We start from the raw sequence: 24177 nt of genomic DNA on the forward strand, positions 1-24177 counted from the left end.
GATACGTCAGGATGGACCCGTGCGCGCCCTCATCAAGCCCACCGCCGGGCCAGGCCTGGAGCTGACCGACGTCCCCGAGCCCACCCCGGGGCCCGGCGAGGTCAAGATCCGGGTGCTGCGGGCCGGGCTGTGCGGCACCGACCTGCACATCGAGGCCTGGGACGACTGGGCGGCCTCCATGCTCGAGCCGCCGCTCGTGGTGGGGCACGAGTTCTACGGCGAGATCGTCGAGCTCGGGCCGGGGGTGCCGACCGAGGACGAGGACGGCCTGGCGGTGGGCCAGCGGTGCTCGGTCGAGGGCCACGTCGTCTGCGGCACCTGCCGCAACTGCCGCGCGGGGCGCCGACACATGTGCGTGCGCACCTCGAACCTCGGCGTCAACCGCGACGGGTGCTTCGCCGACCACGTCGTGGTGCCGCACACCAACGTCTGGGTGCAGCCCGAGGTCATCGACCCCGACCTCGGCGCCGTCTTCGACCCCCTGGGCAACGCCGTGCACACCGCGCTGTCGTTCCCGCTGGAGGGCGAGGACGTGCTCATCACCGGCTCCGGTCCGATCGGGGTCATGGCGACCGCCATCGCCCGGCACGCCGGCGCCCGCTACGTCGTGGCGACCGACCTCTCCGACTCCCGGCTCGAGCTCGCGCTCGCCGCCGGCGCCGACCTCGGGATCAACGTCGGCAGGGAGCGGATCGCGAGCGCCCAGGACCGGCTGGGGATGTCCGAGGGCTTCGACCTGGTGCTCGAGATGTCCGGCAACCCGGCCGCGATGGCCGAGCTCATCGACAACTGCACCCACGGCGCGCGGGTGGCGATGCTGGGGCTGCCCGCCGAGCCGTTCGCGATCGACTGGGGCAAGGTGATCACCCACATGATCACGCTCAAGGGGATCTACGGGCGCGAGATGTACGAGACGTGGTACAAGATGACCGCCATGCTGCAGACCTCCGAGCTGCTGCGCGACCGGATCCGGTCGGTCATCACCCACCGCTTCCCCGCCGAGCAGTGGGAGGACGCCTTCGCGGCGGCCCGCTCCGGCGAGGGTGGCAAGGTCGTCATGGACTGGAGCTGAGGAGACACACATGTATGCGGACGTCAAGGACCAGCTGGCGCAGGAGCTGGCGCAGATCGAGGCCGACGGGCTGACCAAGACCGAGCGGCAGATCACCACGCCCCAGAGCGCGCACATCGCGACGACGGCGGGGCGGGCGCTGAACTTCTGCGCCAACAACTACCTCGGTCTGGCCGACCACCCCGAGGTGGTCGACGCCGCCCGGCAGGCGCTGGACGAGTGGGGCTTCGGCATGGCCTCGGTCCGGTTCATCTGCGGCACCCAGACCCAGCACCGCGACCTGGAGCGCGCGATCGCCGACTTCACCGGGATGGAGGACTCGATCCTCTTCCCGTCCTGCTTCGACGCCAACGGCGGCATCTTCGAGGTCATCTGCGGCCCGGAGGACGCGATCATCTCCGACCAGCTCAACCACGCCTCGATCATCGACGGGGTGCGGCTGTCCAAGGCGAAGCGCTTCCGCTACGCCAACCGGGACATGGACGACCTGCGCACCCAGCTCGAGGCGGCACGGGAGGCGGGCGCGCGGCGGGTGCTCGTCGTCACCGACGGCGCGTTCTCGATGGACGGCTACCTCGCGCCGCTGGAGGAGATCTGCGACCTGGCCGAGGAGTTCGGCGCGATGGTCATGGTGGACGACAGCCACGCGACCGGCTTCGTCGGTGCGAGCGGGCGCGGCTCGCACGAGGCGTGCGGGGTCGTGGACCGGATCGACATCATGACGGGCACCCTCGGCAAGGCGCTCGGGGGCGGCAGCGGCGGGTACGTCGCGGCCCACACCGAGATCGTCGAGCTGCTCAAGCAGCGGGCGCGGCCCTACCTCTTCTCCAACGCCGTCGCGCCCTCGGTGGTCGCCGGGTCGCTCAAGGCGCTGGAGATCGCGCGCGACAGCGACGAGCCCCGGGCCCAGCTGCGGCGCAACGCCGAGCTCTTCCGCTCCCTCATGGACGAGGCCGGCTTCGAGCTGCTGCCCGGCGAGCACCCGATCGTGCCGGTGATGTTCCCGGGCGAGGACGGCGCCCGCCGGGCCAGCCAGGTCGCCGACGCGATGCTGGAGCGGGGCGTCTACGTCATCGCCTTCTCCTACCCCGTCGTCCCCAAGGGCCAGGCCCGCATCCGGGTCCAGCTCTCCGCCTCGCACAGCGAGGAGGACGTCCGCGCCTGCGTCGACGCCTTCGTCGCGGCGCGGGACGAGGTGGGCTGATCCCACGCGGACAGGCCGAGCAGCAGGCGCTGGCCCTGCTGCGCAGGAGCACCGACCCCCTGGGGATGTGGGTCGTGCTGGCGTCCATGTTCGTGGGGCTGACCCTGCTCATGCTGCTGTTCCAGCGGTTCCTCAGCGGCGAGGGATGGGGCCCGGCCCTGTTCTTCTCCCTCGTGTACGCCTCGGTCTTCGTCCTCCTCTGGGGCTGGGGTGAGAGCCGGCGCCGTCGGCGTCGCCGGCACGTCGCGGGCACCACGAGCCTCGAGCGCGGCGTCGTCACGGGCAAGGAGGGGCGACGGCTGACCGTCCGCGGCGACGACCACGAGGTGAGCTGGCGCGCCGAGGCTGCCCTCGGCCTGGGCGAGGGCGACGCGGTCTGGGCGGCACCGCGGATCGCGCCGGGCGAGCACATCGTGCTGGTCCGTGCGACGCCGACCCACGGTCTGCTCCAGGACGTCCTCGGCCCCCGCACCGAGGCGGTCGCGGCCGACGCCGCGCCGCCGCACCAGCCGTCAGCCGACCCGCCTCCACCGACCGACGGCCCCGAGCGAGGGCATACCCCGTGACCGAGGAGCGGGCGAGGGAGGTGCTGCGGGCCGAAGGTCGACGAGGCAGGGTGATCGTGCTGATCATGCTCGTCGTCATCTACCTCGGTTATCTCGCCGTGCAGGTCTGGATTCTGGACCGCTCCGTACCGGTGGCCCTCGGGGTCGGCGCCGTCCTGGTGGTCGGGATCGGGGCGATGCAGTACTTCTTCTTCGCAGCACCGTGGGTCCGGCGCCCCGATGCGTCGGTCGAGAGGGTCGAGGTCCTCCAGTCGACCACCACCGGACATGGTGCACAGGCCGTCACGCTCGGCAACGGACGAGCGCGGGTACGGGTGGGGCTGTCACGCACGACTCCGATCTTTGGGGTGGGAGACACCGTCTTCGTCTCCCCGTGCCTGCGCCCACACGGCTCCATGGGCCTGGTGATGCCCGAGAACGTCAGCAGACTGCCGCGCGTGCTCGCCGTCAATGGCGACCCCGCCTGAACGACCTGCACGCCTACCCCTGCGCACCTCCGTCCGTGGGGCTTGCCGCTCGTCCTTGATACCCCCATGGGGTATACGATGGGGCCATGCAGCACGACAGCACGCACCACACCGCACCGGGCGAGGACGCTCCGGCCACCCAGGGCCACGACGGCCACGGTCACGGGGGTGGCCACGGCGGTCACGACGATCACGTCGGGCAGTACCGACGGCTCTTCTGGGTCATGCTGGTCCTCTCGGTGCCCACCGTGCTGGCCAGCCGTATGTTCGGGCACCTGGTGGGCTACGAGCTGCCCGACCTCCCCGGGCTGACCTGGGTCTCCCCCGTTCTCGGGACGGTGATGTACGCCTGGGGCGGGCGGCCCTTCCTCACCGGCGCGGTCTCGGAGATCCGTGACCGCCGACCGGGGATGATGCTGCTCATCGGCATGGCCATCACCGTCGCCTTCCTCGCGTCGTGGGGGTCCACCCTGGGGGTGCTCGACGAGCGGCTCGACTTCTGGTGGGAGCTGGCGCTGCTCGTCGTCATCATGCTGCTGGGCCACTGGGTCGAGATGCGGTCGCTGGCGGCCACGAGCTCGGCGCTGGACTCGCTGGCGGCGCTGCTGCCGGACGAGGCGGAGCGGGTCGAGGGCGACGGCACGGTCACCGTCGCCCCTGCCGACCTGCAGGTCGGCGATGTGGTGGTGGTCCGGCCGGGCGCCTCGGTGCCGGTCGACGGCAGCATCGTCGACGGCTCGGCGAGCATGGACGAGTCGATGGTGACCGGGGAGTCCACCCCGGTGCGTCGCGAGCAGGGCGACGACGTCGTGGCCGGCACCGTGGCGACCGACTCCGGCCTGCGGGTCGAGGTCACCGCGACCGGTGAGGAGACCACGCTCGCCGGCATCCAGAAGCTGGTCTCGCAGGCGCAGTCCTCCTCCACCCGCACCCAGCGGCTCGCCGACCGGGCGGCGGCGTGGTTGTTCTGGTTCGCCCTGGGAGCCGCGGTCGTCACCGCGGTCGTGTGGTCCTCCTTCGGTATGCCCGACGCCGCCGTGGTGCGCGCGATCACCGTCCTCGTCATCGCCTGCCCGCACGCGCTGGGTCTGGCGATCCCGCTCGTCGTCTCGATCGCCACCGAGCGCGCGGCGCGGGGCGGGGTCCTCGTCACCGACCGGATGGCGCTGGAGTCCATGCGCTCGGTGGACACGGTGCTCTTCGACAAGACGGGGACGCTCACCCGGGGTGAGCCGACCGTGACGGCTGTCGAGCCCGCCGGGAACCGCAGCGAGGAGGACGTCCTTCGCCTGGCGGCCGCCGCCGAGGCGGACAGCGAGCACCCCCTCGCCCGGGCGATCGTCGGCACCGCGGTCGAGCGCGAGCTCGACGTGCCCCGGGCGGAGGACTTCGTCTCCTCCCCGGCGGTCGGCGTCCGTGCCCTCGTCGACGGGGTGGTGGTGCAGGTGGGCGGCCCCTCGCTGCTGGAGCAGGAGGAGGTGCGCGAGCTCGACGTGGCGCAGGGGTGGCGGGCGGACGGGGCGATCATCCTCCACACCGTCGCGGACGGTGAGGTGGTCGGCGCCCTGCGGCTCGCCGACGGCATCCGGGACGAGTCCCGCGAGGCCGTCGACGCCCTGCACGCGGCGGGTGTGGACGTGGTGATGATCACCGGTGACGCGCAGGCGGTGGCCGACGCCGTGGCGCAGGAGCTGGGCGTCGACCGCGTGTTCGCCGGCGTCCGCCCCGAGGACAAGTCGGCGAAGGTCGCCGAGCTCCAGGCCGAGGGGCGCACGGTGGCCATGGTCGGCGACGGCGTCAACGACGCACCGGCGCTCGCCCAGGCCGACGTCGGCCTGGCCATCGGCGCCGGCACCGACGTGGCGATCGGGTCCGCCGGCGTCGTGCTCGCCGGCTCCGACCCCCGCTCGGTGCTGGCGGTGATGGACCTCTCCCGGGCCAGCTACCGGAGGATGAGCCAGAACCTCTGGTGGGCCGCGGGCTACAACCTGCTCGCCGTCCCCCTCGCGGCCGGCGTGCTCGCGCCCGTCGGGTTCGTGCTGCCGATGAGCGTGGGAGCCCTGCTCATGTCGGCCTCGACGGTGGTCGTCGCCCTCAACGCCCAGCTGCTGCGACGCCTCGACCTCTCCCCCGAGGCCAGCACCCGTCGCGCTCTCGGCGCCGGCTGACGCCGCTCAGCCGCGGTAGAAGATGCGGCGCATGCCCCCCAGGGCGAGCGCCACGGCGGCGACGCCGCCCAGGGCGGTGGCGAGCCGGTCATACCTCGGGTTGCCGTCGGCGTCCAGGGTGGCGCTCTCGACCTTGCCCTTGATCGTCGCGATCGTGTTGGCCTTGATGGTGTCCGGGCTGACCCGGTAGGTCAGCTCGTCGACGGTGCGCGCGAGGCGGCTGCGGGTCGCGGCGATGTCGGCCTCGATCTCCTTGACGGAGCGAGCAGGCTGCGTGTTGGCCATCAGCGGTGGGTCCCTTGGGTCGTCGGACGGTGGTCGTGCCTCCCGCAGACGATAACGCACCGGGGCACCGCGGGCGCCGCCGAACGACCCGGCACCTCACAACCATCCGGACCGGCGGAAGGCGCGGTGCAGCAGGGTGACCGCGAGCGCCATCAGCCCGAGCACCAGCGGGTAGCCGAAGGTCCAGTGCAGCTCGGGCATGTGGTCGAAGTTCATCCCGTAGATGCCCGCCACGAGGGTCGGGACGGCGATCATCGCGGCCCACGCGGAGATCCGTCGCATGTCGGCGTTCTGCTGCACCCCGATCTGCGACAGGTGCGCCCCGAGGATGTCGCTGAGCAGGGTGTCGAAGCTCTCGACGTCCTGCAGGACGGCGGCCAGGTGGTCGGCCACGTCCCGGAAGTGCAGCCGCAGCTCCCGGCTGCGCACCAGCCCGTCCTTCTGCGTCAGCGCCTCGAGCACCGGGCCCAGCGGGGTCGCCGCGCGCCGGAACTCGAGCACCTCGCGCTTGAGCCGGTAGATCGTGGTGGAGTGGGTCCGGTTGCCGCCGCCGAAGACGTCGCGCTCGATGGTCTCCAGGTCGTCCGCGACGGCGTCGTCGATGGCGCTGTAGGTGTCGACGACCGTGTCCAGGACGCCGTGCAGGACGCTGAGGGGGCCGTAGGAGAGCAGGGCCTGCCGGCGCTCCTGCTCCATCCGCTGCCGCACCCCGCGCAGCGGGGCGACCTCGCCGTGGCGCAGGGTGACGGCGACGTGCGGGCCGAGGATGACGCTGACCTCCCCGGTCTCGATGTCGGAGGTGGCGGGGTCGTAGTCCAGGGTCTTGACGACGGCGTAGATGCCGGTGTCGTAGACCTCGAGCTTGGCCCGCTGGTCGCCGTCGAGGGCGTCCTCGACCGCGAGCGGGTGCAGGTCGAGGGCGCGCCGGACCACCTCGAACTCCTCCGGCGTGGGGTCCTTGAGCCCGATCCAGAGGAAGTCGTGGTCCGGAGCCCCGTCGGCGCGCAGCCGCTCCAGCTCGTGAGCGAGCGTGTCGACGTCGCAGGACTCTCGGACGCCGTCTCGGTAGACGGCCTGGTCGACGATCACCTCGGTGGCATCCTCCCGGTCGGGGTCGCGGTCTGAGACGATCATCCAGCACGCCCGCCCCGTCCGAAAGGTCACCATGACGCGCCTCGAGCCCGGTCAGCCCGCCCCCGCCTGGACCCTGCCCACCGCCGACGGCTCGCAGCTCAGCCTCGGCGACCTGGCCGGGCGCAAGGTCGTCCTCTACGTCTACCCCGCGGCCATGACGCCCGGGTGCACGACGCAGGCCTGCGACTTCCGCGACAACGAGGCGGTCTTCACCCGCGAGGGGTATGCCGTCGTCGGGGTCTCCCCCGACCCCGTCGAGAAGCTGGCGCGCTTCGCGGAGAAGGAGGGACTCGCCTTCCCGCTCGTCTCCGACGAGGACAAGGAGATGCTCACCGCCTACGGCGCCTACGGCGAGAAGAAGAACTACGGCAAGACCGTGGTAGGCGTCATCCGGTCCACCTTCGTCCTCGACAAGCAGGGCGTCGTCGAGGTGGCGAAGTACAACGTGCGCGCCAAGGGCCACGTCGCCTCGCTGGCCACGCAGCTCGGGGTGGAGCTCCCGGGCGGCCCGGCCTGAGGCAGACCCGCACCGGGGCCGCCGCGGTGTGGTCGCTGGTGCGCCCGGCGGGACTCGAACCCGCACACCGTGAGGCACAGGAACCTAAATCCTGCGTGTCTACCAGTTCCACCACGGGCGCGCGCGAGCCAGCCTAGCGAGCGGCCCCGACCCTGCCGCGGACCCGTCGTCGGAGTAGGTTGACGGGATGAGCACCCCCACCCGGCTGGCCGTGGCCGCCCTGGGCACCGTGGCGATGGGGATGGGTCTGACCCTGGCCGCACCGGCCACGGCCGCGCCCGACGAGGTGGTCTACGACGCTCTCGGCGACTCCTACGCCGCCGGGTTCGGCGCCGGCGCGGTGCTCCAGGACACCGGCGGGTGCTCGCGCACCGACGCGGCCGCCCCGCTGCGCCTGGACGGGCGCCAGCGGATCGCGCTGGACGACTTCGTCGCCTGCAGCGGCGCCACGACCGCCGACCTCGCCGGGCAGCTGCCCGCGCTGGATGCCGACACCGACCTCGTCACCCTCACCATCGGCGGCAACGACATCGGCTGGACCCAGGCGATCGGCGCGTGCCTGCTGCTCGACGACCCGACCTGCGCGCAGGCCCTCGCCGGCTCCCGGCTGCTCGTCCAGGGGCTGCTCCCGGCCCGGTTGGACGCGGCCCTCACCGCGGTCGGGCGGGCGGCCCCGGACGCTCACGTGGTGGTCACCGGCTACCCGCACCTCTTCACCCCGGAGGCCGGCGGCTTCGTCAACGCCTCCCCCGAGGAGCAGGAGGCGCTCAACGAGGGTGCCGACCTGCTCAACGCGACGGTCGCGGCCGCCGCCCAGCGCCGGGGCTTCGACTACGTCGACGTGGTGCGCAGGTTCGACGGCCACGGCGTCAACGCCCCGGACCCGTGGGTCGACCCGACCACGTTCCACCCGACCGTGGCGGGGCAGGAGACCTACGCCGCGGCGCTGACCGCCGCGGTGGCGCCGCAGCGCCGGCGCTGAGGCGGGGTCAGCGCGGCTCCGGTGCGGCCGGGACGTGCAGGCCCCGCCCAGGTATGCCGGGGGTCAGGACCCGCCAGCCACGGCCCCACGTGCGGGCCTCGGCGACGACGGTGGGGGCCAGGTCGGTCGTGGTGAGGCAGAGCACCGTCGGACCGGCGCCGGAGACGACGGCGGCGTGGCCCAGCCCGCGCAGCGTGTCGACCGCGCCCATGGTCACCGGGTACGCCGCCCGCCGCTGCTCCTGGTGCAGCCAGTCGCTCGTCGCGTCGAGCAGCAGCGCCGGCTCGGTGGTGAGCGCGTGCACGAGCAGCGCGGCCCGACCCGCCTGGCGCACCGCGTCCGGCCGGGGCACCGTCGGGCCGAGCACCGCTCGCGCGGTGGCGGTGTCGAGCCGCTGGTCGGCGGGCACGAGCACCACCGGCACCACGTCGGGGTGCACGGCCGGCCGGGCGGTGCGCACGACCTGCGGGCCGGGCATCCACGACACGGTGAGGCCGCCCCACACCGACGCCGAGGAGTTGTCCGGGTGCCCCTCCGCGACGCCCGCGTGGGTGTTGACCAGGCCCAGGTCGGCATCGGTGAGCCCACCCTCGCGGACGAGGGCGAAGCCCAGCCCGAGGCCACCGACGATGGCCGAGGCCGAGCTGCCCATCCCCGCCGACATCGGGATGGTGTTGGCGCAGGTCAGCCGCAGCCCGTAGCCCTGCAGCCACCCCACGCCGCACGCCTCCAGGGCCTCCCGCAGCCGGGCGGCCACGAGGTGGCGCCCGTCGGTGGCCAGCTCCCCGGCACCCTGCCCGGCGAGCACGACCTCGAGGCGACCGGCCTCGGGGAGGACCTCGACGGCATACTCGTCCCAGAGGCCCAGCGCGAGCCCGACGCTGTCGAAACCGGGGCCGAGGTTGGCGCTGCTCGCGGGGACCCGCACCCGGGCGGCCGCGCCCGGGGTCAGCGCGCCCATCACTCCAGCCCGAGGGCGTCGGCGACGCTCACGACGTCGACCGACACGCGCACCGGGTCGACGTCGCTGCCGTCGGCGCCCTTGAGCGCCCACTGCGGGTCCTTGAGGCCGTGGCCGGTGACCGTGCAGACGATCGTCGCTCCGGTCGGCACCTGGCCCGCGGCGTGCCGCTTCAGCAGCCCGGCGACCGAGGCCGCCGACGCCGGCTCGACGAAGATCCCCTCGCGCGAGGACAGCAGCCGGTGCGCCGCGAGGATCTCCTCGTCGGTGACCGCCTCGATGACCCCGCCGGACTCCTCGCGCGCAGCTTCCGCCTGCGACCACGACGCCGGGTTGCCGATGCGGATGGCGGTGGCGATGGTCTCCGGGTCGTCGACCGGGTGGCCCCTGACGATCGGGGCCGCGCCCGCGGCCTGGAAGCCCCACATCCGCGGACGCCGGGTCGCGGGGGCGTGACCCCCCGCCCCGGGGGCGTGCGGGTCGGCGTACTCCCCGTAGCCCTTCCAGTAGGCGGTGATGTTGCCCGCGTTGCCGACCGGAAGGCAGTGGATGTCCGGCGCATCCCCGAGCGCGTCGACGACCTCGAAGGCGGCGGTCTTCTGCCCCTCGATGCGGGCCGGGTTGACCGAGTTGACCAGCTCGACGGGGTAGGCCTCGGCCAGCTTGCGGGCGAGGGTGAGGCAGTCGTCGAAGTTGCCGCGCACCTGGATGAGGGTCGCGCCCCCGGCGATGGCCTGGCTGAGCTTGCCCATGGCGATCTTGCCGTCCGGCACGAGGACGCCGCACTCCATCCCGGCCTTGGTGGCGTAGGCCGCGGCGCTGGCGCTGGTGTTGCCCGTCGACGCGCAGATCACCGCCTTCGCGCCCTGCCGCGCGGCGTCGCTGATGGCCGCGGTCATGCCGCGGTCCTTGAACGAGCCGGTGGGGTTGAGCCCCTCGTACTTGACGTGCACCTGCGCTCCGACGAGCTCGCTCAGGTGCTCGGCGGGGATGAGCGGGGTGCCGCCCTCGCGCAGCGTGACCACGTGCTCGGTGATCGACGCGGGCAGACGGTCGGCATACTCGGCGATCACGCCGCGCCACTGGTGGGGCATGGAGGTTTCGTTCCTTCGTCCTTGACCACGGGTCAGGGGACCAGGGTATGGGGTGGCCGGGTCGTCGCCGACCGCGGTCAGGTCAGGAGGTCGGCGAGGTCGCGGCCCAGGGCCCGGAAGGCCTCGCCGCGGTGGGAGATCGCGTGCTTCTCGGCGCTGGTGTGCTCGGCCAGGGTCCGTCCGTCGGGGCGGACCAGCAGCGGGTCGTAGCCGAAGCCGCGGGTCCCCCGGGGCTCCCGACCGATCACGCCGCGGCACCGGCCCTCCCGGACCCACTCGACGTCCGGGAGCTGCGGGGCGGTGCCACCGGCGGCGACGACGTCCTCGGGGGTGCGGGCGTCCGGGAGCACGAGCGCCGCGGCGCAGACGAACCCGGCGCCCCGGTGCTCGTCGGGCACGTCGGCGAGCTGGGCGAGCAGGAGGTCGTTGTTGGCCTCGTCCGTGGTGCGCCCGGTGGCCTTCGCGAGCGGGCCGGACCAGCGGGCCGAGAAGATCCCCGGGGCGCCGCCCAGGACGTCGACCGCGAGGCCGGAGTCGTCGGCGAGCGCGGGGAGGCCGGTGGCGGCCGCGGCGTACCGGGCCTTGAGCAGGGCGTTCTGCGCGAAGGTGACCCCCGTCTCCGCGACGTCCTCGAGGTCCGGGAAGGCGTCCAGCCCGACGAGCTCGAGCCCGGCCCGGTCGAGCGCGTCGGCGAGGATGTCGCGCAGCTCGCCGACCTTGCCCGCGTTGCGGGTCGCCAGGACGATGCGGCGGTCCGGCTCCGCAGGGGTCGTGGACCCGTTCACCACGTCGGCGGGCCCTGGTCGACGTCCGCCCCCGCGGCGTGGCTGTCGGCACCGCCGATGTCGTCGGCGCCGAACGCCGCGGCCTGGCGGGCGGTGAGCTCGGCGCAGCCCTCGGCGGCGAGGTCGAGCAGGGCGTCGAGGAGCTCCCGGTCGAAGGGGGTGCCCTCGGCGGTGCCCTGCACCTCGATGAACCGCCCGTCGCCGGTCATGACGACGTTCATGTCGGTCTCGGCGGTGGAGTCCTCGGGGTAGTCCAGGTCCAGCACCGGCTCCCCGTCGACCACCCCGACGCTGACGGCCGCGACCGAGCCGGTGATGGGCTCGGCCTTCTTGGCGATGAGGCCCTTGGCGCGGGCGGTCTCGACCGCGTCGACCAGGGCGACGTAGGCACCGGTGATCGCCGCGGTGCGGGTGCCGCCGTCGGCCTGGAGGACGTCGCAGTCGAGCTGGATGGTGTTCTCCCCCAACGCATCCAGGTCGACGACCGCCCGCAGGGAGCGGCCGATGAGCCGGCTGATCTCGTGCGTGCGGCCCCCCAGCCGGCCCTTGACCGACTCGCGGTCCGAACGGGTGTGGGTGGAGCGCGGGAGCATGGCGTACTCCGCGGTCGTCCAGCCCTTGCCGCTGCCCTTGCGCCAGCGGGGCACGCCGCCGGTGAACGACGCGGCGCACAGCACCCTGGTCCGCCCGAACTCCACCAGGACGCTGCCCTCGGCGTGGTCGAGCCAGTTGCGGGTGATGCGGATCTCGCGGAGCTGGTCGGCGCTGCGGCCGTCGTGGCGTGAGGTCATGCCAGCCAGGGTATGCCGAGCGGGGGACGCCCGGGGTCAGGCGTTGTGCTCGTCCCGCCAGGTGAGCCAGGCGTCCAGCTCGTCCAGGGGGTGGTCGGGGCCGCTGGTGTGCACCGTGAACAGGCGCGCGCCCGCGGCGTACTTCGCCTCGGCGTCCTCCCCGGGGCCCTGGTCCAGGGACCCGGCGGCCGCGACCGACACCTCGATCTCGCCCGGGTCGCGCCCGACGTCCGCGCAGTGCCGGCCCAGGACCCCCAGCTTGTGCCGCAGGGTGTCGGCGTCGCCGAAGGAGTGCCAGATCGTCGCGTGCTCGGCCACGATGCGCAGCGTCTTCTTCTCCCCGCCGCCGCCGATCATCACGGGGATCGGCCGGGTCGGCGCCGGGTTGAGCCGCGCCCAGCGCTCGCGGATGCGCGGCATCGCGGCGGCCAGGTCGTCGAGCCGCGAGCCGGCGGTGCCGAACTCGTAGCCGTACTCGTCGTAGTCCCGCTCGAACCAGCCCGAGCCGATCCCCAGGATGAGCCGCCCCTCGCTGACGTGGTCGACGGTGCGCGCCATGTCGGCGAGCAGGTCGGGGTTGCGGTAGGAGTTGCACGTGACGAGCGCGCCGATCTCCACCCGCGACGTCTGCTCCGCCCAGGCGCCGAGGGTGGTCCAGCACTCGAAGTGCAGGCCGTCCGGCTCACCGTTGAGCGGGAAGAAGTGGTCCCAGTTCATGACGACGTCGACACCCGCCTCCTCGAGGCGGGTGACGGTGTCGCGGATCTGCTGGTAGGTCGCGTGCTGCGGCTGGACCTGCACGCCGAGACGGACCGGACGGTCGGGGGTGTTCGCCATGCGACCCAGCCTGGCACGGCATACCGTCGGGCGCATGGCAGGTGAGAAGAAGACCGAGGACCCGGGCCCGAGCGTCAAGGACCCCGAGGTCTACGAGGCCGTCCGCGAGGACGGCGCCAGCAAGGAGAAGGCCGCGCGGATCGCCAACGCGGCCGCCGCGTCCTCACGCTCGGACGTCGGCGAGCGCGGCGGCGAGGCCGAGAACTACGAGGACCGGACCGTGGACGAGCTGCGCGAGCGCGCGGCCGAGCTCGACATCGAGGGTCGGTCCTCGATGACCAAGGACGAGCTCATCGACGCCCTGCGCCACCACTGAGGCAGGTCTGCCCCGGGCCGCGCCGGCCGGCGCGCCTACCGCACGTCCGGCGCAGAGAGGTCGACCGTGAACCAGGGCAGCAGCGCCTGGGTCAGCGGGCCGATCGCGACGGCGTAGAGCACCGTCCCGACGCCCACGACCCCGCCGAGCAGCCAGCCCAGGGCGATGACCGTGACCTCGATGCCCGTCCGGACCACCCGCAGCGACCAGCCGGTGCGGCGGGCCACGCCCGTCATGAGGCCGTCGCGGGGCCCGGGGCCGAGCTGGGCGCCGATATACATCGCGCTCGCCACCCCGTTGAGCAGGACCCCCCCGGCCATGAGGGCCACCCGCTCGAGCCACCCCTCCCCGGGCGGGACGAGCCACAGCGTCGCGTCGGCCGCCACCCCCACGAGCAGCGCGTTGGCCACCGTGCCCAGGCCGGGCGATTGCCGCAGCGGCACCCACAGCAGCAGCACGACGACCGACGCGACCACGATGATCGTGCCCAGGCTCAGAGGGACGTGCCGCGCGATGCCCTGGTGCAGGACGTCCCACGGCATGTTGCCCAGCACGCCACGGACCATGAAGCCGATCGACGCGCCGTAGAGCGCGAGACCGAGGAGCAGCTGGGCGACCCGTCGCCCGAGGCGACCCGCACGCAGCTGCTCCACCGGGCCGAGGGCAGCCAGCTGGCGGCGGGGGTCGCGGGCCCGGGTCCTGGCCCCCTGGAGGGCACGACGACCGGTCTGTCCCATCTTGCTGCTCGAGATGCTCACGCTCTTCAGCATGCGACCAGGTGGTCCCTCCATCCATAGCCACCTGACCCCGGGTGGACACCAAGTGGCTATGGACGAGAGGGCCACTCCACGGTCACAGTGGGGTATGCCTTCTCTCGCCCCCGCCTCCCGCGTCGCCGACCTCGTGCTGCCGGCGCTGGCCGGGGACGGCCCCGCCTACGCCCGGCTGGCGGAGGCGCTCCGGCGCACGATCGTCGACGGCCGGCTGCCGCAGGGCGTGCGGCTGCCCAGCGAGCGCGACCTCACCGGACCGGTCGGACTGAGCCGGACCACGGTGACCCGGGCGTACGCCGAGCTGCGGACCCAGGGCTATCTCGCCACCCGCCGCGGCTCGGGCAGCGTCGTCCAGGTGCCGCGGGTGCCGGGGGGCCGGGTCGACCACCTCCTCACCCCGGCGGCGCTGGACGAGGGGGCGCTGGACCTCACGATCACCGCCCCGGGCGCCCCGGCCGGCATCGCGGACGCCTACGCCCGCGCGGCGGAGGACCTGGGGGCCTACCTGTGCGGCACCGGCTACTACCCCAGCGGCCTGCCGGTGCTCCGGCAGCGCATCGCCGACCGCTTCACCACCCGGGGACTGGCCACCACACCGGACCAGGTGCTCGTCACCCCCGGCGCCCTCGCCGCGGTCGCCATCGCGCTGCGCGCGCTGATCCAGCGACGCGACCGGGTGCTCGTCGAGACTCCGACGTACCCCAACGCCATCGCCACCCTGGAGGGGGCCGGGGCGAGGATCGTCCCGCACCCGATCGACCACGTGGACCACGACTGGGAGGTCGACGCCCTGGCGCGGACGGTGCAGCAGTCGGGCGTCCGGGCCGCCTACCTCATCCCCGACTTCCACAACCCGACCGGCGCGCTCATGAGCAGCGCCCAGCGCGGGGAGGTGGGTCGGCTGCTGCGGCGCCACGGTGTCGTGCCGGTCATCGACGAGTCACCCGCCGAGCTCGCGCTGGAGGGTCAGCACATGCCGGAGCCGCTGGGGGCGCACGTGCCGACCGCGGTGACCGCCGGCAGCGCCAGCAAGTCGTTCTGGGGCGGGCTGCGGGTCGGCTGGCTGCGGGTCCCGCGCTCGCGGATGGAGGAGATGGCCGCCAGCCGGCTGCGGCTCGATCTGGGGGTCCCGGTCCTCGAGCAGCTGGTGCTCGTCCACCTGCTCGACCGCGCCGACGACATCCTGCTCGAGCACCGGGCGCGGCTGCGCGAGCGGCGGGACATCCTCCTGCTGGCCCTGCGCGCCCAGCTGCCCGACTGGCAGGTGCGGGTGCCGGCGGGTGGGATGTCGCTCTGGTGCCGGTTGCCGGAGGGGTCCTCGACCGCCCTGGCGGCCGCCGCCCGCCGCTACGACGTGGCGCTGGCAGCCGGGCCCAACTTCGCCGCCGGCGGCGGGCTGGACGGCTGGATCCGGCTGCCCTTCGTGCTGCCTCCCGAGCAGCTGGAGCAGGTGGTCCCCCGCCTCGTCCTGGCCTGGGAGGACGTGCTGGCCGGCCGTTCGGGAGGTGGAGGGGTCGACGCCTCGGACCGTGGCGGCCGGCAACGTCGGATCATCACCTGACCGCTGCGGCTCGCTCCGCCCCGTCGCACGGCGGCTCCGGGGGTCGGGGCCGGGGTAGGATGGAGGTGCTTGACAAGGGTTCTGCGCGCCGGGTGGCTGGGACGGCGCGCACGTCCGTGCAGACGGACCGATGCGAGAGGCATACCCCTTGTCCCCCGTGCAGTCCTACCGTCGTCTCTTCGCCCTGACCGGGCCCCTCTACGTCGTCATCGCCTTCCTCGGCCGGCTGCCGCTGGCCATGTCGCAGATCGCCGCCCTGCTGGCGGTGTCCGGGGCGACCGGGTCGTATGCCGCCGGCGGCGCCACCGCCGGTGCCGTCGCCGTCGCCAACGCCGTCGGCTCGCCCCTCGCGGGAGCCCTCACCGACCGGGTGGGCCAACGACCGGTCCTGCTGGTGCAGAGTCTCGTCGGCACCGTCGGGCTGCTCGTGCTGGCCGCCCAGACGTGGGCCCTGGCCCCGGGGCAGGCGTGGTGGCCGCTGCTGGTCACCGCCGCCTGGACGGGGGTGTTCCTGCCGCAGGTCGGGACGATGGCGCGGGTGCGCTGGCGGCCGATCAGCACGGCGACCCCCGGGTCGGACCCGCGCGTCATGGACGCCGCGTTCTCCTACGAGGGGTCGGCGGACGAGGCGTCCTTCGTGCTGGGCCCGGCCCTCGTCGGTGTCATCGTGGCCGTGGCGGCGCCGGTGACCTCGCTCGTCGTCGCGGCCCTGCTGCTCGGGGCGTTCGGCACGTGGTTCGCGCTCCACCCGACGGTGGCGCTCGTCGGTGCGGCCCGCTCGGCGGGGGTCCGCCCGGCCCGCCTGCTCACGCCGGCGCTGCTGGTGCTCGCCGGGACGCAGCTGGGGATCGGCATGGTGTTCGGGTCCATCCAGACGGGCACCTCGGTGCTCGCGACGCAGGCCGGTCAGCCGGGCCTGACCGGGCTGCTGCACGCGCTGCTCGGGGTCGGGAGCGTGCTCGCCGGGCTGGCCGTCGTCGCCCTGCCGGAGAGCGTCGGGCACGTGCGCCGGCTGCGCGTCTTCACCAGCGGGATGGTCCTGCTCTCCCTGCCCCTGCTGCTCGTGGGCTCGCTGGGGTCGCTGGCGCTCGCCCTGCTGTGCCTGGGGGTGGCGATCGCGCCGTCGATGATCACGACCTTCACCCTGGCCGAGCGCACCACCCCCGCCCGCCGGCTGGGCGCCGCGATGACGATCCTCGCGGCGATGACCGGGACCGGGTATGCCGTGGGCGCCGCCCTCGCCGGCCGTCTCGCCGACCTCGGCGGCCACCAGCCGGCCTTCGCGGTGACCGTCCTCGCCACCCTCGTCGCCGCCACCCTGGCCTGGGCCGGCGCCCGCCCGGTGCGTCGCGCCCTCACCACGGCCACCACCACCACACGCACCGGACGTCTCGTCGAGCCGCACGGGACGCGTCCTCAGGACGCACCGAACGCGCGGTAGGACACGACAGGACGGCCGGTCCGCGTCGACCGGACGTCCGCCACGCACACCCGACGGGTATGACGTGCCGCTGTGTGCCTGGCGCGCCCGAGGTCGGCCCGACGCGCGCCCGGAGTGCGCTGACCACGCGTCCGGTGCGGCCGGACCACGCGCCCGGAGTGCGCTGACCACGCGTCCGGTGCGGCCGGACCACGCGCCCGGAGTGCGCTGACCACGCGTCTGGTGCGGCTGGACCACGCGTCCGGAGTGCGCTGAGGGCGCGTCCGGTGCGGTCAGGCGACGGAGAAGTCGACCGTGTGCCAGCCGCTGGCGCCGTTCGGGGCCGGGGCGGCGGTCTGCTCGGTCTGGGTCTCGCCGGTCGCGTCGGTCGCGCGCACGCGCACCTGGTGGTTGCCGGGGACGGCGTCGGACCACGTGTAGGTCCACAGCCGCCAGGAGTCCACGCTCGGCTCGGCGAGCAGGGTGGCCTCCTGCCACTCCCCGTCGTCGACCTGCAGCTCGACCCGGTCGACGCCCCGGTGCTGCGCCCAGGCGACCCCGGCCAGCGTGACCGCGCCGTCGGCGTCCGGCGCGAGCTCGCCGCCGGAGCGCGGCACGTCGATGCGCGAGGCCGTCTTGATCGGGCCGCGCTCGGACCACCCTCGGGGGGTCCAGTAGCCCTCGTCCTCGTCGAAGCGGGTGACCTTGAGCTCGGTGACCCACTTGGTGGCCGAGACGTAGCCGTAGAGCCCCGGCACGACCAGCCGTACCGGGTAGCCGTGCTCGGCCGGGAGGGGCTCACCGTTCATGGCCACGGCCAGCAGGGAGTCGCGGTCATCGGTGAGCGCCTCGATCGGCGTGCCCGCGGTCCAGCCGTCGACGCTGCGCGAGAGCACCATGTCGGCCTCCGGCCGCACCCCCGCCCGGGCGAGCAGCTCACGGACCGGCCAGCCCTGCCAGCGCGAGTTGCCGACGAGGTCGCCGCCGACCTGGTTGGACACGCAGGTCAGGGTCACCAGGGCCTCGACGTGCTCCTCGGCGAGCAGGTCGTCGTAGCTGATCTCGATCTCCTCGTCGACCATGCCGGTGACCCGCAGGGTCCACCCCTGCGCGTCGACCCGCGGCACGCGCAGGGCCGTGTCGATCCGGTAGAAGTCGGCGTTGGCGGTCAGGTAGTCCGAGTGGCCGGTGATGTCGCTGGACGCGTCGGCAGGAACGCTCACCGTGCTCACGGGGGTGGGCAGGCCGATGGCCTGCGCCGTCCGGGTCGCGGCCTGCCCGACGGTGCTGAGCAGCTGCCCGGCGAGGACGCCGAGCGCCCCGACGCCGGTGACACCTCCGGTCGTCAGCAGCACCTGACGCCGGGAGGCCCCGCCCGCACGGGTGGCGGCCGGGTGGGGCGGGCTGCCGGGGGCGGCCGTCCGCAGGCCGGCCACCATGCCGGTGAGCCGGCGCAGGACTTGGATGCCGACCACGACGCCGATCGCGGTGGGGACGAGGTCGACCACCCCGGTCGCAGGGCGGCTGAGCACGGCCAGCAGCCCGACGACGCCCACCGCCGCGAAGGCGCCCACCCCGAGCGTGGGGCGGCGCCAGGCGAGCACACCCAGCAGCGCGCACGCCACGGTGAGGGTGATCGCCATACCCACCCCGAGGGCCAGCTTGTCGGCCGTGCCGAAGGTCGCGACCGCCCAGTCCTTGAGCCAGGGCGGGGTGCGGTCGACGAACGCGCCCCCGACCGCCAGCAGCGGTGAGGACGTGCCGGCCGAGCCGAGCCACCGGGTCCAGAGGGCGGCCAGCAGCTCGGCCGTGCCGAGGGTGGCGGCACCTGCGGCCACCCCGGCGAGAGCGGCGAGCGGGCCGCGCCGGACCGGTCGTCGGTCGCCGGTTCCGGTCCCCGCCTCGGGGTCGCGCGTCATGACCATGCCTCCATCATGCGCGCCGACCCCGGCGCCCGCCCGCCCGAGCCGGACATCGTCATACTCTCGTAACCACGGCCCGACGGGCCTCAGCCCGCTCCGACCTCCCACTCCTGGCCGGGGGCCGCACACGTGTCGGTGTCGCCGGTGTAGGCGAGCACGGCGTCACCGCAGGCGAGCCGCAGCCCGAAGGCGGGGACCGGGTGCCGGACGGCGTACGGCGTGACCACGAACGGCCCGATGCGCAGCGGTGATCCGTGCGACAGCTCGCCGAAGCGGAACCCGGGCAGGGGCTCCGCCTGCCGCACCCCGTGCACCCGGGCCATCCGCTCGGCCACGCCCGGAGGACCCCACACGGGGAGGTCGGTCGTCGCCGGCACCGGGCCGTGCCGGCGCAGCACGGACAGCCCGCTGAGGTCGAGGCAGTGGTCCGGGTGCAGGTGGGACAGCAGGACGGCGTCGAGGGCCAGCGGGTCGGTATGCCGTTGCAGCGGCCCGAGCGCGCCCGACCCGAGGTCGAGCAGCACCCGCCAGCGACGCTCCCCGTCGTCGGCGGTGACGAGGTAGCAGCTGGCCGCGGCCTCCGGCCCGGGCACCGACCCGGAGCAGCCCACGACGGTGAGCCTCACTGCGGCTGGCGCTCCCGGGGCAGCACGCGATGCATGATGTCCGCGATGCTCACCAGCCCGGTCAGCCGCTCGTCGCTGCGCAGCACGACGAGCTGCTCGCCCGACCCGCGCATGAGGGTGAGCGCCTCGTAGACCGGGGTGGCGGCGGGCAGGACGAACGCGGGGCGCGCCACCGGCTCGGCCGGCTCCTCGCCGCGGTGCAGGAGGGTGTCGCGGACGTGCACGACGCGCGGGTCGGTGGTGTCGTCGTCCAGCATGAGGATCCGCTTGTGCCCGGTGCGCGCCGCGACCGCCTGGACCTGCTCGACGGAGGCGTCGGAGCCGACGGCGGCCAGGTCGACGTGCTCGGGCGCCAGCTCGCCCAGGGTGAGGTCCTGCAGCTCGAGAGCATCGGAGATCTGCTCCTGGTAGCTGCTCTCCAGCGCACCCTCGGCGGCGGACTGCTCGACGAGCACCCGGATGGTGTGCGCGTCCTGGCCACCCACCATCGCGCGGTCGACCGGGGTGATGCCGCTGGCGCTGACCAGCCGGTTGGCGAGGGAGTTGACCCAGACCAGGAGCGGCCGCACGACGGCGATGAAGCCGCGCATGGGCAGCGAGACCAGCTTGGCGGCGCGCTCCGGGTGGGCGATCGCCCACGACTTCGGCGCCATCTCCCCCACCACGAGGTGCAGGAAGGTGACGAGCAGCAGGGAGATCGCGAACGACATACCTCCGGCGATCCACCCGGGCAGACCCAGGTCCGCCAGGACCGGTCCGAGCCGGTAGTCGACGGCCGGCTTGGTGACCGCGCCGAGCGCGAAGGTGCAGGCCGTGATGCCGAGCTGTGCACCGGCCAGCATGACCGTGAGCTCGTTCATGCTGCGCAGGGCGGCCCGCGCGGACGGCGAGTGCTCGGCCTCGTGCTCCAGCCGGCTGCGCCGCGCGCCGAGCAGCGAGAACTCCACGATGACGAAGATCGCGCTGAGGACGATGAGACCGATGGTGACGAGGACGACGGTGAGCGCGTTCATCGCTGCTCCTCCCTGCTCCCGGCGTCGCCGTCCCGGAGCCGGTCGTCACCGCCGTCGCCGTCGTCGTCGTCACGGTCGTTGCCGTCGTCCTCCGACGAGGGCTCGTCGGCCTCGGCCTCGTCCAGCGAGCGCTCGACCAGGCGGACCCGCAGCAGGCTCGGCACGTGGCGGTCGATCTCGAGGACCTCGATCTCGACGCAGCGCGTCACCCGCTCCTCCAGCACGAGCTCGCTCGGGTTCTCGGCGAGGTCCACGACGACGGTCTGCCCGATGTCCGGCAGGGCACCGAGCTCGGCGATGACCAGACCCGACACGGTCTCGTAGTCACCCTCGGGCAGGTCGTGGCCCAGGGCCCGCTGCAGCTCGTCCACGTGCACGTCGCCGTCCATGCGCCACACGTCCTCCCCCTCGCCGACGATGCCCTCGGGCACCTCGTCGTCGTGCTCGTCGGTGATCTCGCCGAGCAGCTCCTCCGCGAGGTCCTCCAGGGTGAGGACCCCGGCGAAGCCGCCGTACTCGTCCACGACGCAGGCCAGCTGCTGGCCCGAGCCGGTCAGCTCGGCCACCGCGTCCGGCAGCGGCATGAGCGTGGGCACGATGACGGGCTCGCGCATGATCTGGTCGGCCCGTCCGGCCGCGGGGTTGCGCAGCAGGTCCACGAGGCTGACCACGCCGACCGGTTGTCCGTCGCCGTCGACGACGGGATAGCGGGTATGCCCCTGGGCCATGAGCTGACGCAGCTCCTCCACGGGGGTCTCGGGGTCGATGACGTCGACCCGGGAGCGCGGCACCTGGGCGTGCTCCACGTCCTGGTCCGGGAAGTCGAGGATCCGGTCGAGGAGCACGGACAGCTCGGCCGGCAGGTCGCCGCTGTCGCGGGAGTCGGCCACGATCCGCTCGAGGTCCTCGGCGGTCGCGGTGGTGTCGAGGTCGTGGATGGGCTCGATCCGCACCAGCCGCAGCAGGGCGTTGGCGGACCAGTCGAAGACCTTGATGAGCCAGCCGAAGACCGCGAGGTAGAGGAGCGTGGACCGGGCCAGGGCGCGGGCCAGCGGCCCGGCGTTGGCGATGGCGAGGTTCTTGGGGTAGAGCTCGCCGAAGACCATCTGGACCACGGTCGCGATGGCCAGCGCCGCCACCGTGCCCACCGTGATGCTCAGGGCCTCGGGCACCCCGGTGCCGCCGAGGATGATCGAGAGCCCGCGGCCGACGAGCGGCTCGGCGACGTAGCCGACGAGCAGACCGGTGACGGTGATCCCCAGCTGCGCGCCGGAGAGCATGAAGGACGTGCGCCGGGTGACCTTGAGGGCCCGCGCGGCCGCCTCGTCACCGGCGTCGGCCTCGGCGGAGAGCCGCAGCCGGTCGACCGACATGTAGGCGAACTCCTGCGCGACGAAGTAGCCGTTGGCCGCGATGATGACGGCGATCGCCAGGACGCCGACGAGGAGCAGGATGATGGCGGTGGTCACGACTCACCCCTCCGCCCGGTGGAGCGTGCGGGTGAGCCGTAGGTACAGCCAGGGTCCATGGGTCCGTTTCTCTGGGTATGCAGCGGGTGGGGCACGAACCTCCAGGATACGGGACCCGGGCGAGGGGCCGGTGCGTCGCGCCGCGCGCAGGCCGCTAGACCGCGGCCTCGCGCGGGCGCGACTCGAGCGGGAAGGACTGGTCGTGGAAGAGCACGGCGCGCGCCGCAGCCCGGCCGGCGGGGGTGCGCAGCAGCGCGAACCCCGCCTCGTGGACCCAGGGCGCGCGCAGGTGCGCGAGCACGGTCCGCAGGCCCAGGCGGCCGGTGAGGCGACGGCGCAGGGCGCGTCCGTCGTAGCCGTCCAGGGACCCGCGCCCGCCGGCCCGCAGGGCGTCGTCGAGGGACTCGACCGCCCGGTCGGACAGCCGCAGGCAGGGATCGAGCCCTCCGGCGGTGAGCGGGGAGACGGCTCCGGCGGCGTCGCCGACGAGCAGCCCGTCGGGCCCGCTGATCCGACGCAGCAGACCCCCGACGGGGATGGGCCCGGCCCGCTGCTCCACCGGACCGGTCCTGCGCACGCCGGCCAGGCCCGGCGGGTCGGCCCGCAGGTCGTCCAGGGCACGCCGCAGACCACCCTCGAAGCGGGTCGGGTAGCCGGCGGTGCCGAGGTGCACGTGCTCACCGTCGTCGACCACCCAGGCGAGGTACCCCGGGGCGAGGCGCGGGTCCAGGACGCAGTGGAAGGCCGGCGTCGACCCCGGCCGCGCAGCGATCGGGTAGACCTCCTCCGCCCCGACGAGCAGCTGCCGGTTGCGGTCCAGCCCGAGGTCACGGGCGACCCGGGACCTCGCCCCGTCCGCGCCCACGACGTAACGGGCGCGGACGCGCAGGTCACCACGCGGACCCTCGAGGTGGCAGACCCCGCCGGCGCGGCCGGCATACCGGGTCGACAGCCGCAGGTCGACGCCCGCACGCAGCGCCTGCTCCCCGGCCGCCTCGTAGATCAGCCCCATGCGGCCCACGCGGAACTCCTCGCGGGCGCTGACCAGCTCGACCGGGCGCCGCCGACCGGGCGGGTAAAGGACCATCCGGCGGATCGGGGGGCCGAGGGTGCCGTCCGGGAAGCTGTAGTCCTGCAGCGTGCGGTGGACGAAGATGCCGGTCGTGCGGATGTTGGCGGACAGGCTCGGCCGGGCCTCGGCCAGGAGGACGTCGTGACCGCGCCGGGCGAGCCCTGTCGCGACCCGCAGCCCGGCCAGCCCGGCTCCCACCACGAGGACGTCGAGGTCCGGTATGCGCGCGGCGCCCACCCGTCACCCGCTCCGGGTCTGGTCGGCGGGCTGTCGTCGGTCGCCGGCGGAGTCGGTGTCGTCGGTGTCGTCGGTGTCGTCCTCCCACCGCAGCAGGTCGCCGGGCTGGCACTGCAGGACCTGGCAGAGGGCTTCCAGGGTGGTGAAGCGGACCGCCTTGGCGCGGCCGTTCTTGAGGACCGCGAGGTTGGCCGGGGTGATGCCGACGCGTTCGGCGAGCGTCCCGACCGCCATCTTGCGCCGCGCGAGCATGACGTCGATGTCGACGACGATGGGCATCAGATGACCTCGTCGAGCTCGGACTGCAGCGAGCGGGCCTCGACGCCGAGCGAGATGGCCTGCGCGAGCAGCGTTTGCATGACGTAGACCAGCAGCGCGACGCCGCCGACGACCAGACCGGCCCCGCCGATGAGGCCCACCACGCCGGGGGCGACCGCATCCCCTTCGACGGCGTGGTTGGCGTTCCTGGCGACGACGGCGAGCGCCAGGAGGAGCAGCGCACCGGTGCCGATGGCGCCGATGGCCACGTCCACCCAGCGGAACGCCGCAGGGCTGAAGACGGTGTGCCGCGACACCATGGTCAGCAGGCGCCAGACGCAGACACCGACGACCTGCAGCGTCAGCACCCCGAGCACGCCGATCACCGCGAGGCTGGTCCGGATCCCCGGAGGCGCGCCCTCCAGGTCCAGCCACAGCAGCGGCACGATCACCAGCTGCACGACGAGCGAGCCCAGCAGCGCCACGGCGATCACGCCCTGCAGCACCCGGACGACCCAGCGGTCCATGGTTCCTCCCAGATGTCGACCAACGAGAAGAATCTATCGCATATCGATACAGCGGGCAAGGACGGACCCGCAGCCCTCATCCGTCGCACCTGCACCAGCAGTCACACCGTGCGGAGAAGA

The 24177-nt window shown here is 73.8% G+C and carries 25 protein-coding genes and 1 tRNA gene; 10 read left to right on the forward strand and 16 right to left on the reverse strand.

Annotated features, from left to right (window positions below; all coding sequences use genetic code 11):
• The first annotated feature begins 19 nt into the window (after positions 1 to 19).
• The 5 genes from tdh to Q0967_RS01465 all read left to right on the forward strand — a co-directional run bounded on the left by tdh (position 20) and on the right by Q0967_RS01465 (position 5477).
• The gene (gene tdh, locus Q0967_RS01445; RefSeq protein WP_298747273.1) at positions 20 to 1072 is read left to right on the forward strand and encodes an L-threonine 3-dehydrogenase; all 1053 of its coding nucleotides are present in this window, start codon (positions 20 to 22) and stop codon (positions 1070 to 1072) included.
• A 10-nt stretch (positions 1073 to 1082) separates the two neighbouring features.
• Entirely contained in the window at positions 1083 to 2276 is a 1194-nt protein-coding gene (locus Q0967_RS01450) for a glycine C-acetyltransferase (protein WP_298747270.1), read from the forward strand.
• A 74-nt stretch (positions 2277 to 2350) separates the two neighbouring features.
• Entirely contained in the window at positions 2351 to 2842 is a 492-nt protein-coding gene (locus tag Q0967_RS01455; RefSeq protein ID WP_298747267.1) for a hypothetical protein, read from the forward strand.
• Positions 2839 to 3309: a hypothetical protein gene (locus Q0967_RS01460; protein WP_298747264.1), complete on the forward strand. Its 471-nt coding sequence runs from the start codon at positions 2839 to 2841 to the stop codon at positions 3307 to 3309. Before Q0967_RS01455 ends, Q0967_RS01460 begins: the two co-directional genes overlap by 4 nt.
• Positions 3310 to 3395: 86 nt before the next feature.
• Positions 3396 to 5477, forward strand: a complete 2082-nt coding sequence (locus Q0967_RS01465; RefSeq protein WP_298747261.1) for a heavy metal translocating P-type ATPase — start codon at positions 3396 to 3398, stop codon at positions 5475 to 5477.
• Positions 5478 to 5483: 6 nt separating this feature from the next.
• Here the strand turns inward: Q0967_RS01465 and Q0967_RS01470 are convergent, their stop codons facing one another.
• Together Q0967_RS01470 and corA are read right to left on the reverse strand one after the other, a co-directional pair.
• Positions 5484 to 5762: a DUF3618 domain-containing protein gene (locus tag Q0967_RS01470; RefSeq protein WP_298747258.1), complete on the reverse strand. Its 279-nt coding sequence runs from the start codon at positions 5760 to 5762 to the stop codon at positions 5484 to 5486.
• 96 nt (positions 5763 to 5858) lie between these two features.
• Complete coding sequence (corA, locus tag Q0967_RS01475; RefSeq protein WP_298747251.1) at positions 5859 to 6896, reverse strand: magnesium/cobalt transporter CorA; 1038 nt, start codon at positions 6894 to 6896, stop codon at positions 5859 to 5861.
• Positions 6897 to 6927: 31 nt separating this feature from the next.
• On the opposite strand from corA, the gene bcp reads away from it, so the two are divergent.
• Positions 6928 to 7413: a thioredoxin-dependent thiol peroxidase gene (bcp, locus tag Q0967_RS01480; RefSeq protein ID WP_298747248.1), complete on the forward strand. Its 486-nt coding sequence runs from the start codon at positions 6928 to 6930 to the stop codon at positions 7411 to 7413.
• A gap of 36 nt (positions 7414 to 7449) precedes the next feature.
• Here bcp and Q0967_RS01485 read toward each other — a convergent pair.
• Positions 7450 to 7534: transfer RNA gene (locus Q0967_RS01485), tRNA-Leu, on the reverse strand.
• A 66-nt stretch (positions 7535 to 7600) separates the two neighbouring features.
• Here Q0967_RS01485 and Q0967_RS01490 point away from each other — a divergent pair.
• Complete coding sequence (locus Q0967_RS01490; RefSeq protein ID WP_298747245.1) at positions 7601 to 8395, forward strand: SGNH/GDSL hydrolase family protein; 795 nt, start codon at positions 7601 to 7603, stop codon at positions 8393 to 8395.
• 7 nt (positions 8396 to 8402) lie between these two features.
• On the opposite strand, the gene Q0967_RS01495 is transcribed toward Q0967_RS01490, so the two are convergent.
• The 5 genes from Q0967_RS01495 to Q0967_RS01515 form a co-directional block, all read right to left on the reverse strand.
• Complete coding sequence (locus Q0967_RS01495) at positions 8403 to 9356, reverse strand: homoserine kinase (protein ID WP_298747242.1); 954 nt, start codon at positions 9354 to 9356, stop codon at positions 8403 to 8405.
• A complete protein-coding gene (thrC, locus tag Q0967_RS01500) occupies positions 9356 to 10450 on the reverse strand; it encodes a threonine synthase (RefSeq protein ID WP_298747239.1) in 1095 nt (364 codons plus the stop codon). Before thrC ends, Q0967_RS01495 begins: the two co-directional genes overlap by 1 nt.
• Before the next feature lie 77 nt (positions 10451 to 10527).
• Complete coding sequence (locus Q0967_RS01505) at positions 10528 to 11235, reverse strand: non-canonical purine NTP pyrophosphatase (RefSeq protein ID WP_299448875.1); 708 nt, start codon at positions 11233 to 11235, stop codon at positions 10528 to 10530.
• Entirely contained in the window at positions 11232 to 12026 is a 795-nt protein-coding gene (gene rph, locus Q0967_RS01510; protein ID WP_298747233.1) for a ribonuclease PH, read from the reverse strand. The genes Q0967_RS01505 and rph overlap by 4 nt, the downstream gene beginning before the upstream one ends.
• Positions 12027 to 12062: 36 nt before the next feature.
• Positions 12063 to 12863: an LLM class F420-dependent oxidoreductase gene (locus Q0967_RS01515; protein WP_298747230.1), complete on the reverse strand. Its 801-nt coding sequence runs from the start codon at positions 12861 to 12863 to the stop codon at positions 12063 to 12065.
• Positions 12864 to 12897: 34 nt separating this feature from the next.
• Between Q0967_RS01515 and Q0967_RS01520 the strand changes: the two genes are divergently transcribed.
• Positions 12898 to 13179, forward strand: coding sequence for a Rho termination factor N-terminal domain-containing protein (locus Q0967_RS01520; protein ID WP_058890757.1), 282 nt, complete (start codon positions 12898 to 12900; stop codon positions 13177 to 13179).
• Between the two features lie 35 nt (positions 13180 to 13214).
• Here the strand turns inward: Q0967_RS01520 and Q0967_RS01525 are convergent, their stop codons facing one another.
• Complete coding sequence (locus Q0967_RS01525) at positions 13215 to 13916, reverse strand: YitT family protein (protein WP_298748179.1); 702 nt, start codon at positions 13914 to 13916, stop codon at positions 13215 to 13217.
• A gap of 127 nt (positions 13917 to 14043) precedes the next feature.
• On the opposite strand from Q0967_RS01525, the gene Q0967_RS01530 reads away from it, so the two are divergent.
• A complete protein-coding gene (locus Q0967_RS01530; protein WP_298747217.1) occupies positions 14044 to 15513 on the forward strand; it encodes a PLP-dependent aminotransferase family protein in 1470 nt (489 codons plus the stop codon).
• Between the two features lie 130 nt (positions 15514 to 15643).
• Entirely contained in the window at positions 15644 to 16954 is a 1311-nt protein-coding gene (locus Q0967_RS01535) for an MFS transporter (protein WP_299448879.1), read from the forward strand.
• Between the two features lie 272 nt (positions 16955 to 17226).
• On the opposite strand, the gene Q0967_RS01540 is transcribed toward Q0967_RS01535, so the two are convergent.
• From Q0967_RS01540 to Q0967_RS01570, 7 genes are all read right to left on the reverse strand, one after another.
• Positions 17227 to 18852 (reverse strand): molybdopterin-dependent oxidoreductase, encoded by a 1626-nt coding sequence (locus tag Q0967_RS01540; RefSeq protein WP_363321974.1) that lies wholly within the window; start codon positions 18850 to 18852, stop codon positions 17227 to 17229.
• Between the two features lie 89 nt (positions 18853 to 18941).
• Positions 18942 to 19481, reverse strand: a complete 540-nt coding sequence (locus Q0967_RS01545) for an MBL fold metallo-hydrolase (protein WP_298747212.1) — start codon at positions 19479 to 19481, stop codon at positions 18942 to 18944.
• Positions 19478 to 20494, reverse strand: a complete 1017-nt coding sequence (locus tag Q0967_RS01550) for a hemolysin family protein (protein ID WP_298747209.1) — start codon at positions 20492 to 20494, stop codon at positions 19478 to 19480. Before Q0967_RS01550 ends, Q0967_RS01545 begins: the two co-directional genes overlap by 4 nt.
• A complete protein-coding gene (locus Q0967_RS01555) occupies positions 20491 to 21963 on the reverse strand; it encodes a hemolysin family protein (protein WP_298747206.1) in 1473 nt (490 codons plus the stop codon). Before Q0967_RS01555 ends, Q0967_RS01550 begins: the two co-directional genes overlap by 4 nt.
• A 154-nt stretch (positions 21964 to 22117) precedes the next feature.
• Entirely contained in the window at positions 22118 to 23272 is a 1155-nt protein-coding gene (locus Q0967_RS01560; RefSeq protein WP_298747203.1) for an NAD(P)/FAD-dependent oxidoreductase, read from the reverse strand.
• A 3-nt stretch (positions 23273 to 23275) separates the two neighbouring features.
• On the reverse strand, positions 23276 to 23551 hold the full coding sequence (locus Q0967_RS01565; protein ID WP_298747200.1) for a helix-turn-helix transcriptional regulator: 276 nt from the start codon (positions 23549 to 23551) through the stop codon (positions 23276 to 23278).
• Positions 23551 to 24057: a DUF2975 domain-containing protein gene (locus Q0967_RS01570; protein WP_298747197.1), complete on the reverse strand. Its 507-nt coding sequence runs from the start codon at positions 24055 to 24057 to the stop codon at positions 23551 to 23553. The genes Q0967_RS01565 and Q0967_RS01570 overlap by 1 nt, the downstream gene beginning before the upstream one ends.
• Positions 24058 to 24177: the final 120 nt, after the last annotated feature.

This window comes from uncultured Serinicoccus sp., from assembly GCF_947500995.1.
GTDB lineage: Bacteria > Actinomycetota > Actinomycetes > Actinomycetales > Dermatophilaceae > Ornithinicoccus.

Excerpts from the sequence above, each read along its gene's own strand:
- Q0967_RS01450 (WP_298747270.1), top strand. The coding sequence starts at position 1,083 with ATGTATGCGGACGTCAAGGACCAGCTGGCGCAGGAGCTGGCGCAGATC.
- Q0967_RS01465 (WP_298747261.1), top strand. The coding sequence starts at position 3,396 with ATGCAGCACGACAGCACGCACCACACCGCACCGGGCGAGGACGCTCCG.
- Q0967_RS01470 (WP_298747258.1), bottom strand. The coding sequence starts at position 5,762 with ATGGCCAACACGCAGCCTGCTCGCTCCGTCAAGGAGATCGAGGCCGAC.
- corA (WP_298747251.1), bottom strand. The coding sequence starts at position 6,896 with ATGATCGTCTCAGACCGCGACCCCGACCGGGAGGATGCCACCGAGGTG.
- bcp (WP_298747248.1), top strand. The coding sequence starts at position 6,928 with ATGACGCGCCTCGAGCCCGGTCAGCCCGCCCCCGCCTGGACCCTGCCC.
- Q0967_RS01490 (WP_298747245.1), top strand. The coding sequence starts at position 7,601 with ATGAGCACCCCCACCCGGCTGGCCGTGGCCGCCCTGGGCACCGTGGCG.
- Q0967_RS01495 (WP_298747242.1), bottom strand. The coding sequence starts at position 9,356 with ATGGGCGCGCTGACCCCGGGCGCGGCCGCCCGGGTGCGGGTCCCCGCG.
- thrC (WP_298747239.1), bottom strand. The coding sequence starts at position 10,450 with ATGCCCCACCAGTGGCGCGGCGTGATCGCCGAGTATGCCGACCGTCTG.
- rph (WP_298747233.1), bottom strand. The coding sequence starts at position 12,026 with ATGACCTCACGCCACGACGGCCGCAGCGCCGACCAGCTCCGCGAGATC.
- Q0967_RS01515 (WP_298747230.1), bottom strand. The coding sequence starts at position 12,863 with ATGGCGAACACCCCCGACCGTCCGGTCCGTCTCGGCGTGCAGGTCCAG.
- Q0967_RS01520 (WP_058890757.1), top strand. The coding sequence starts at position 12,898 with ATGGCAGGTGAGAAGAAGACCGAGGACCCGGGCCCGAGCGTCAAGGAC.
- Q0967_RS01525 (WP_298748179.1), bottom strand. The coding sequence starts at position 13,916 with ATGGGACAGACCGGTCGTCGTGCCCTCCAGGGGGCCAGGACCCGGGCC.
- Q0967_RS01530 (WP_298747217.1), top strand. The coding sequence starts at position 14,044 with ATGCCTTCTCTCGCCCCCGCCTCCCGCGTCGCCGACCTCGTGCTGCCG.
- Q0967_RS01535 (WP_299448879.1), top strand. The coding sequence starts at position 15,644 with ATGCGAGAGGCATACCCCTTGTCCCCCGTGCAGTCCTACCGTCGTCTC.
- Q0967_RS01540 (WP_363321974.1), bottom strand. The coding sequence starts at position 18,852 with ATGACGCGCGACCCCGAGGCGGGGACCGGAACCGGCGACCGACGACCG.
- Q0967_RS01550 (WP_298747209.1), bottom strand. The coding sequence starts at position 20,494 with ATGAACGCGCTCACCGTCGTCCTCGTCACCATCGGTCTCATCGTCCTC.
- Q0967_RS01565 (WP_298747200.1), bottom strand. The coding sequence starts at position 23,551 with ATGCCCATCGTCGTCGACATCGACGTCATGCTCGCGCGGCGCAAGATG.
- Q0967_RS01570 (WP_298747197.1), bottom strand. The coding sequence starts at position 24,057 with ATGGACCGCTGGGTCGTCCGGGTGCTGCAGGGCGTGATCGCCGTGGCG.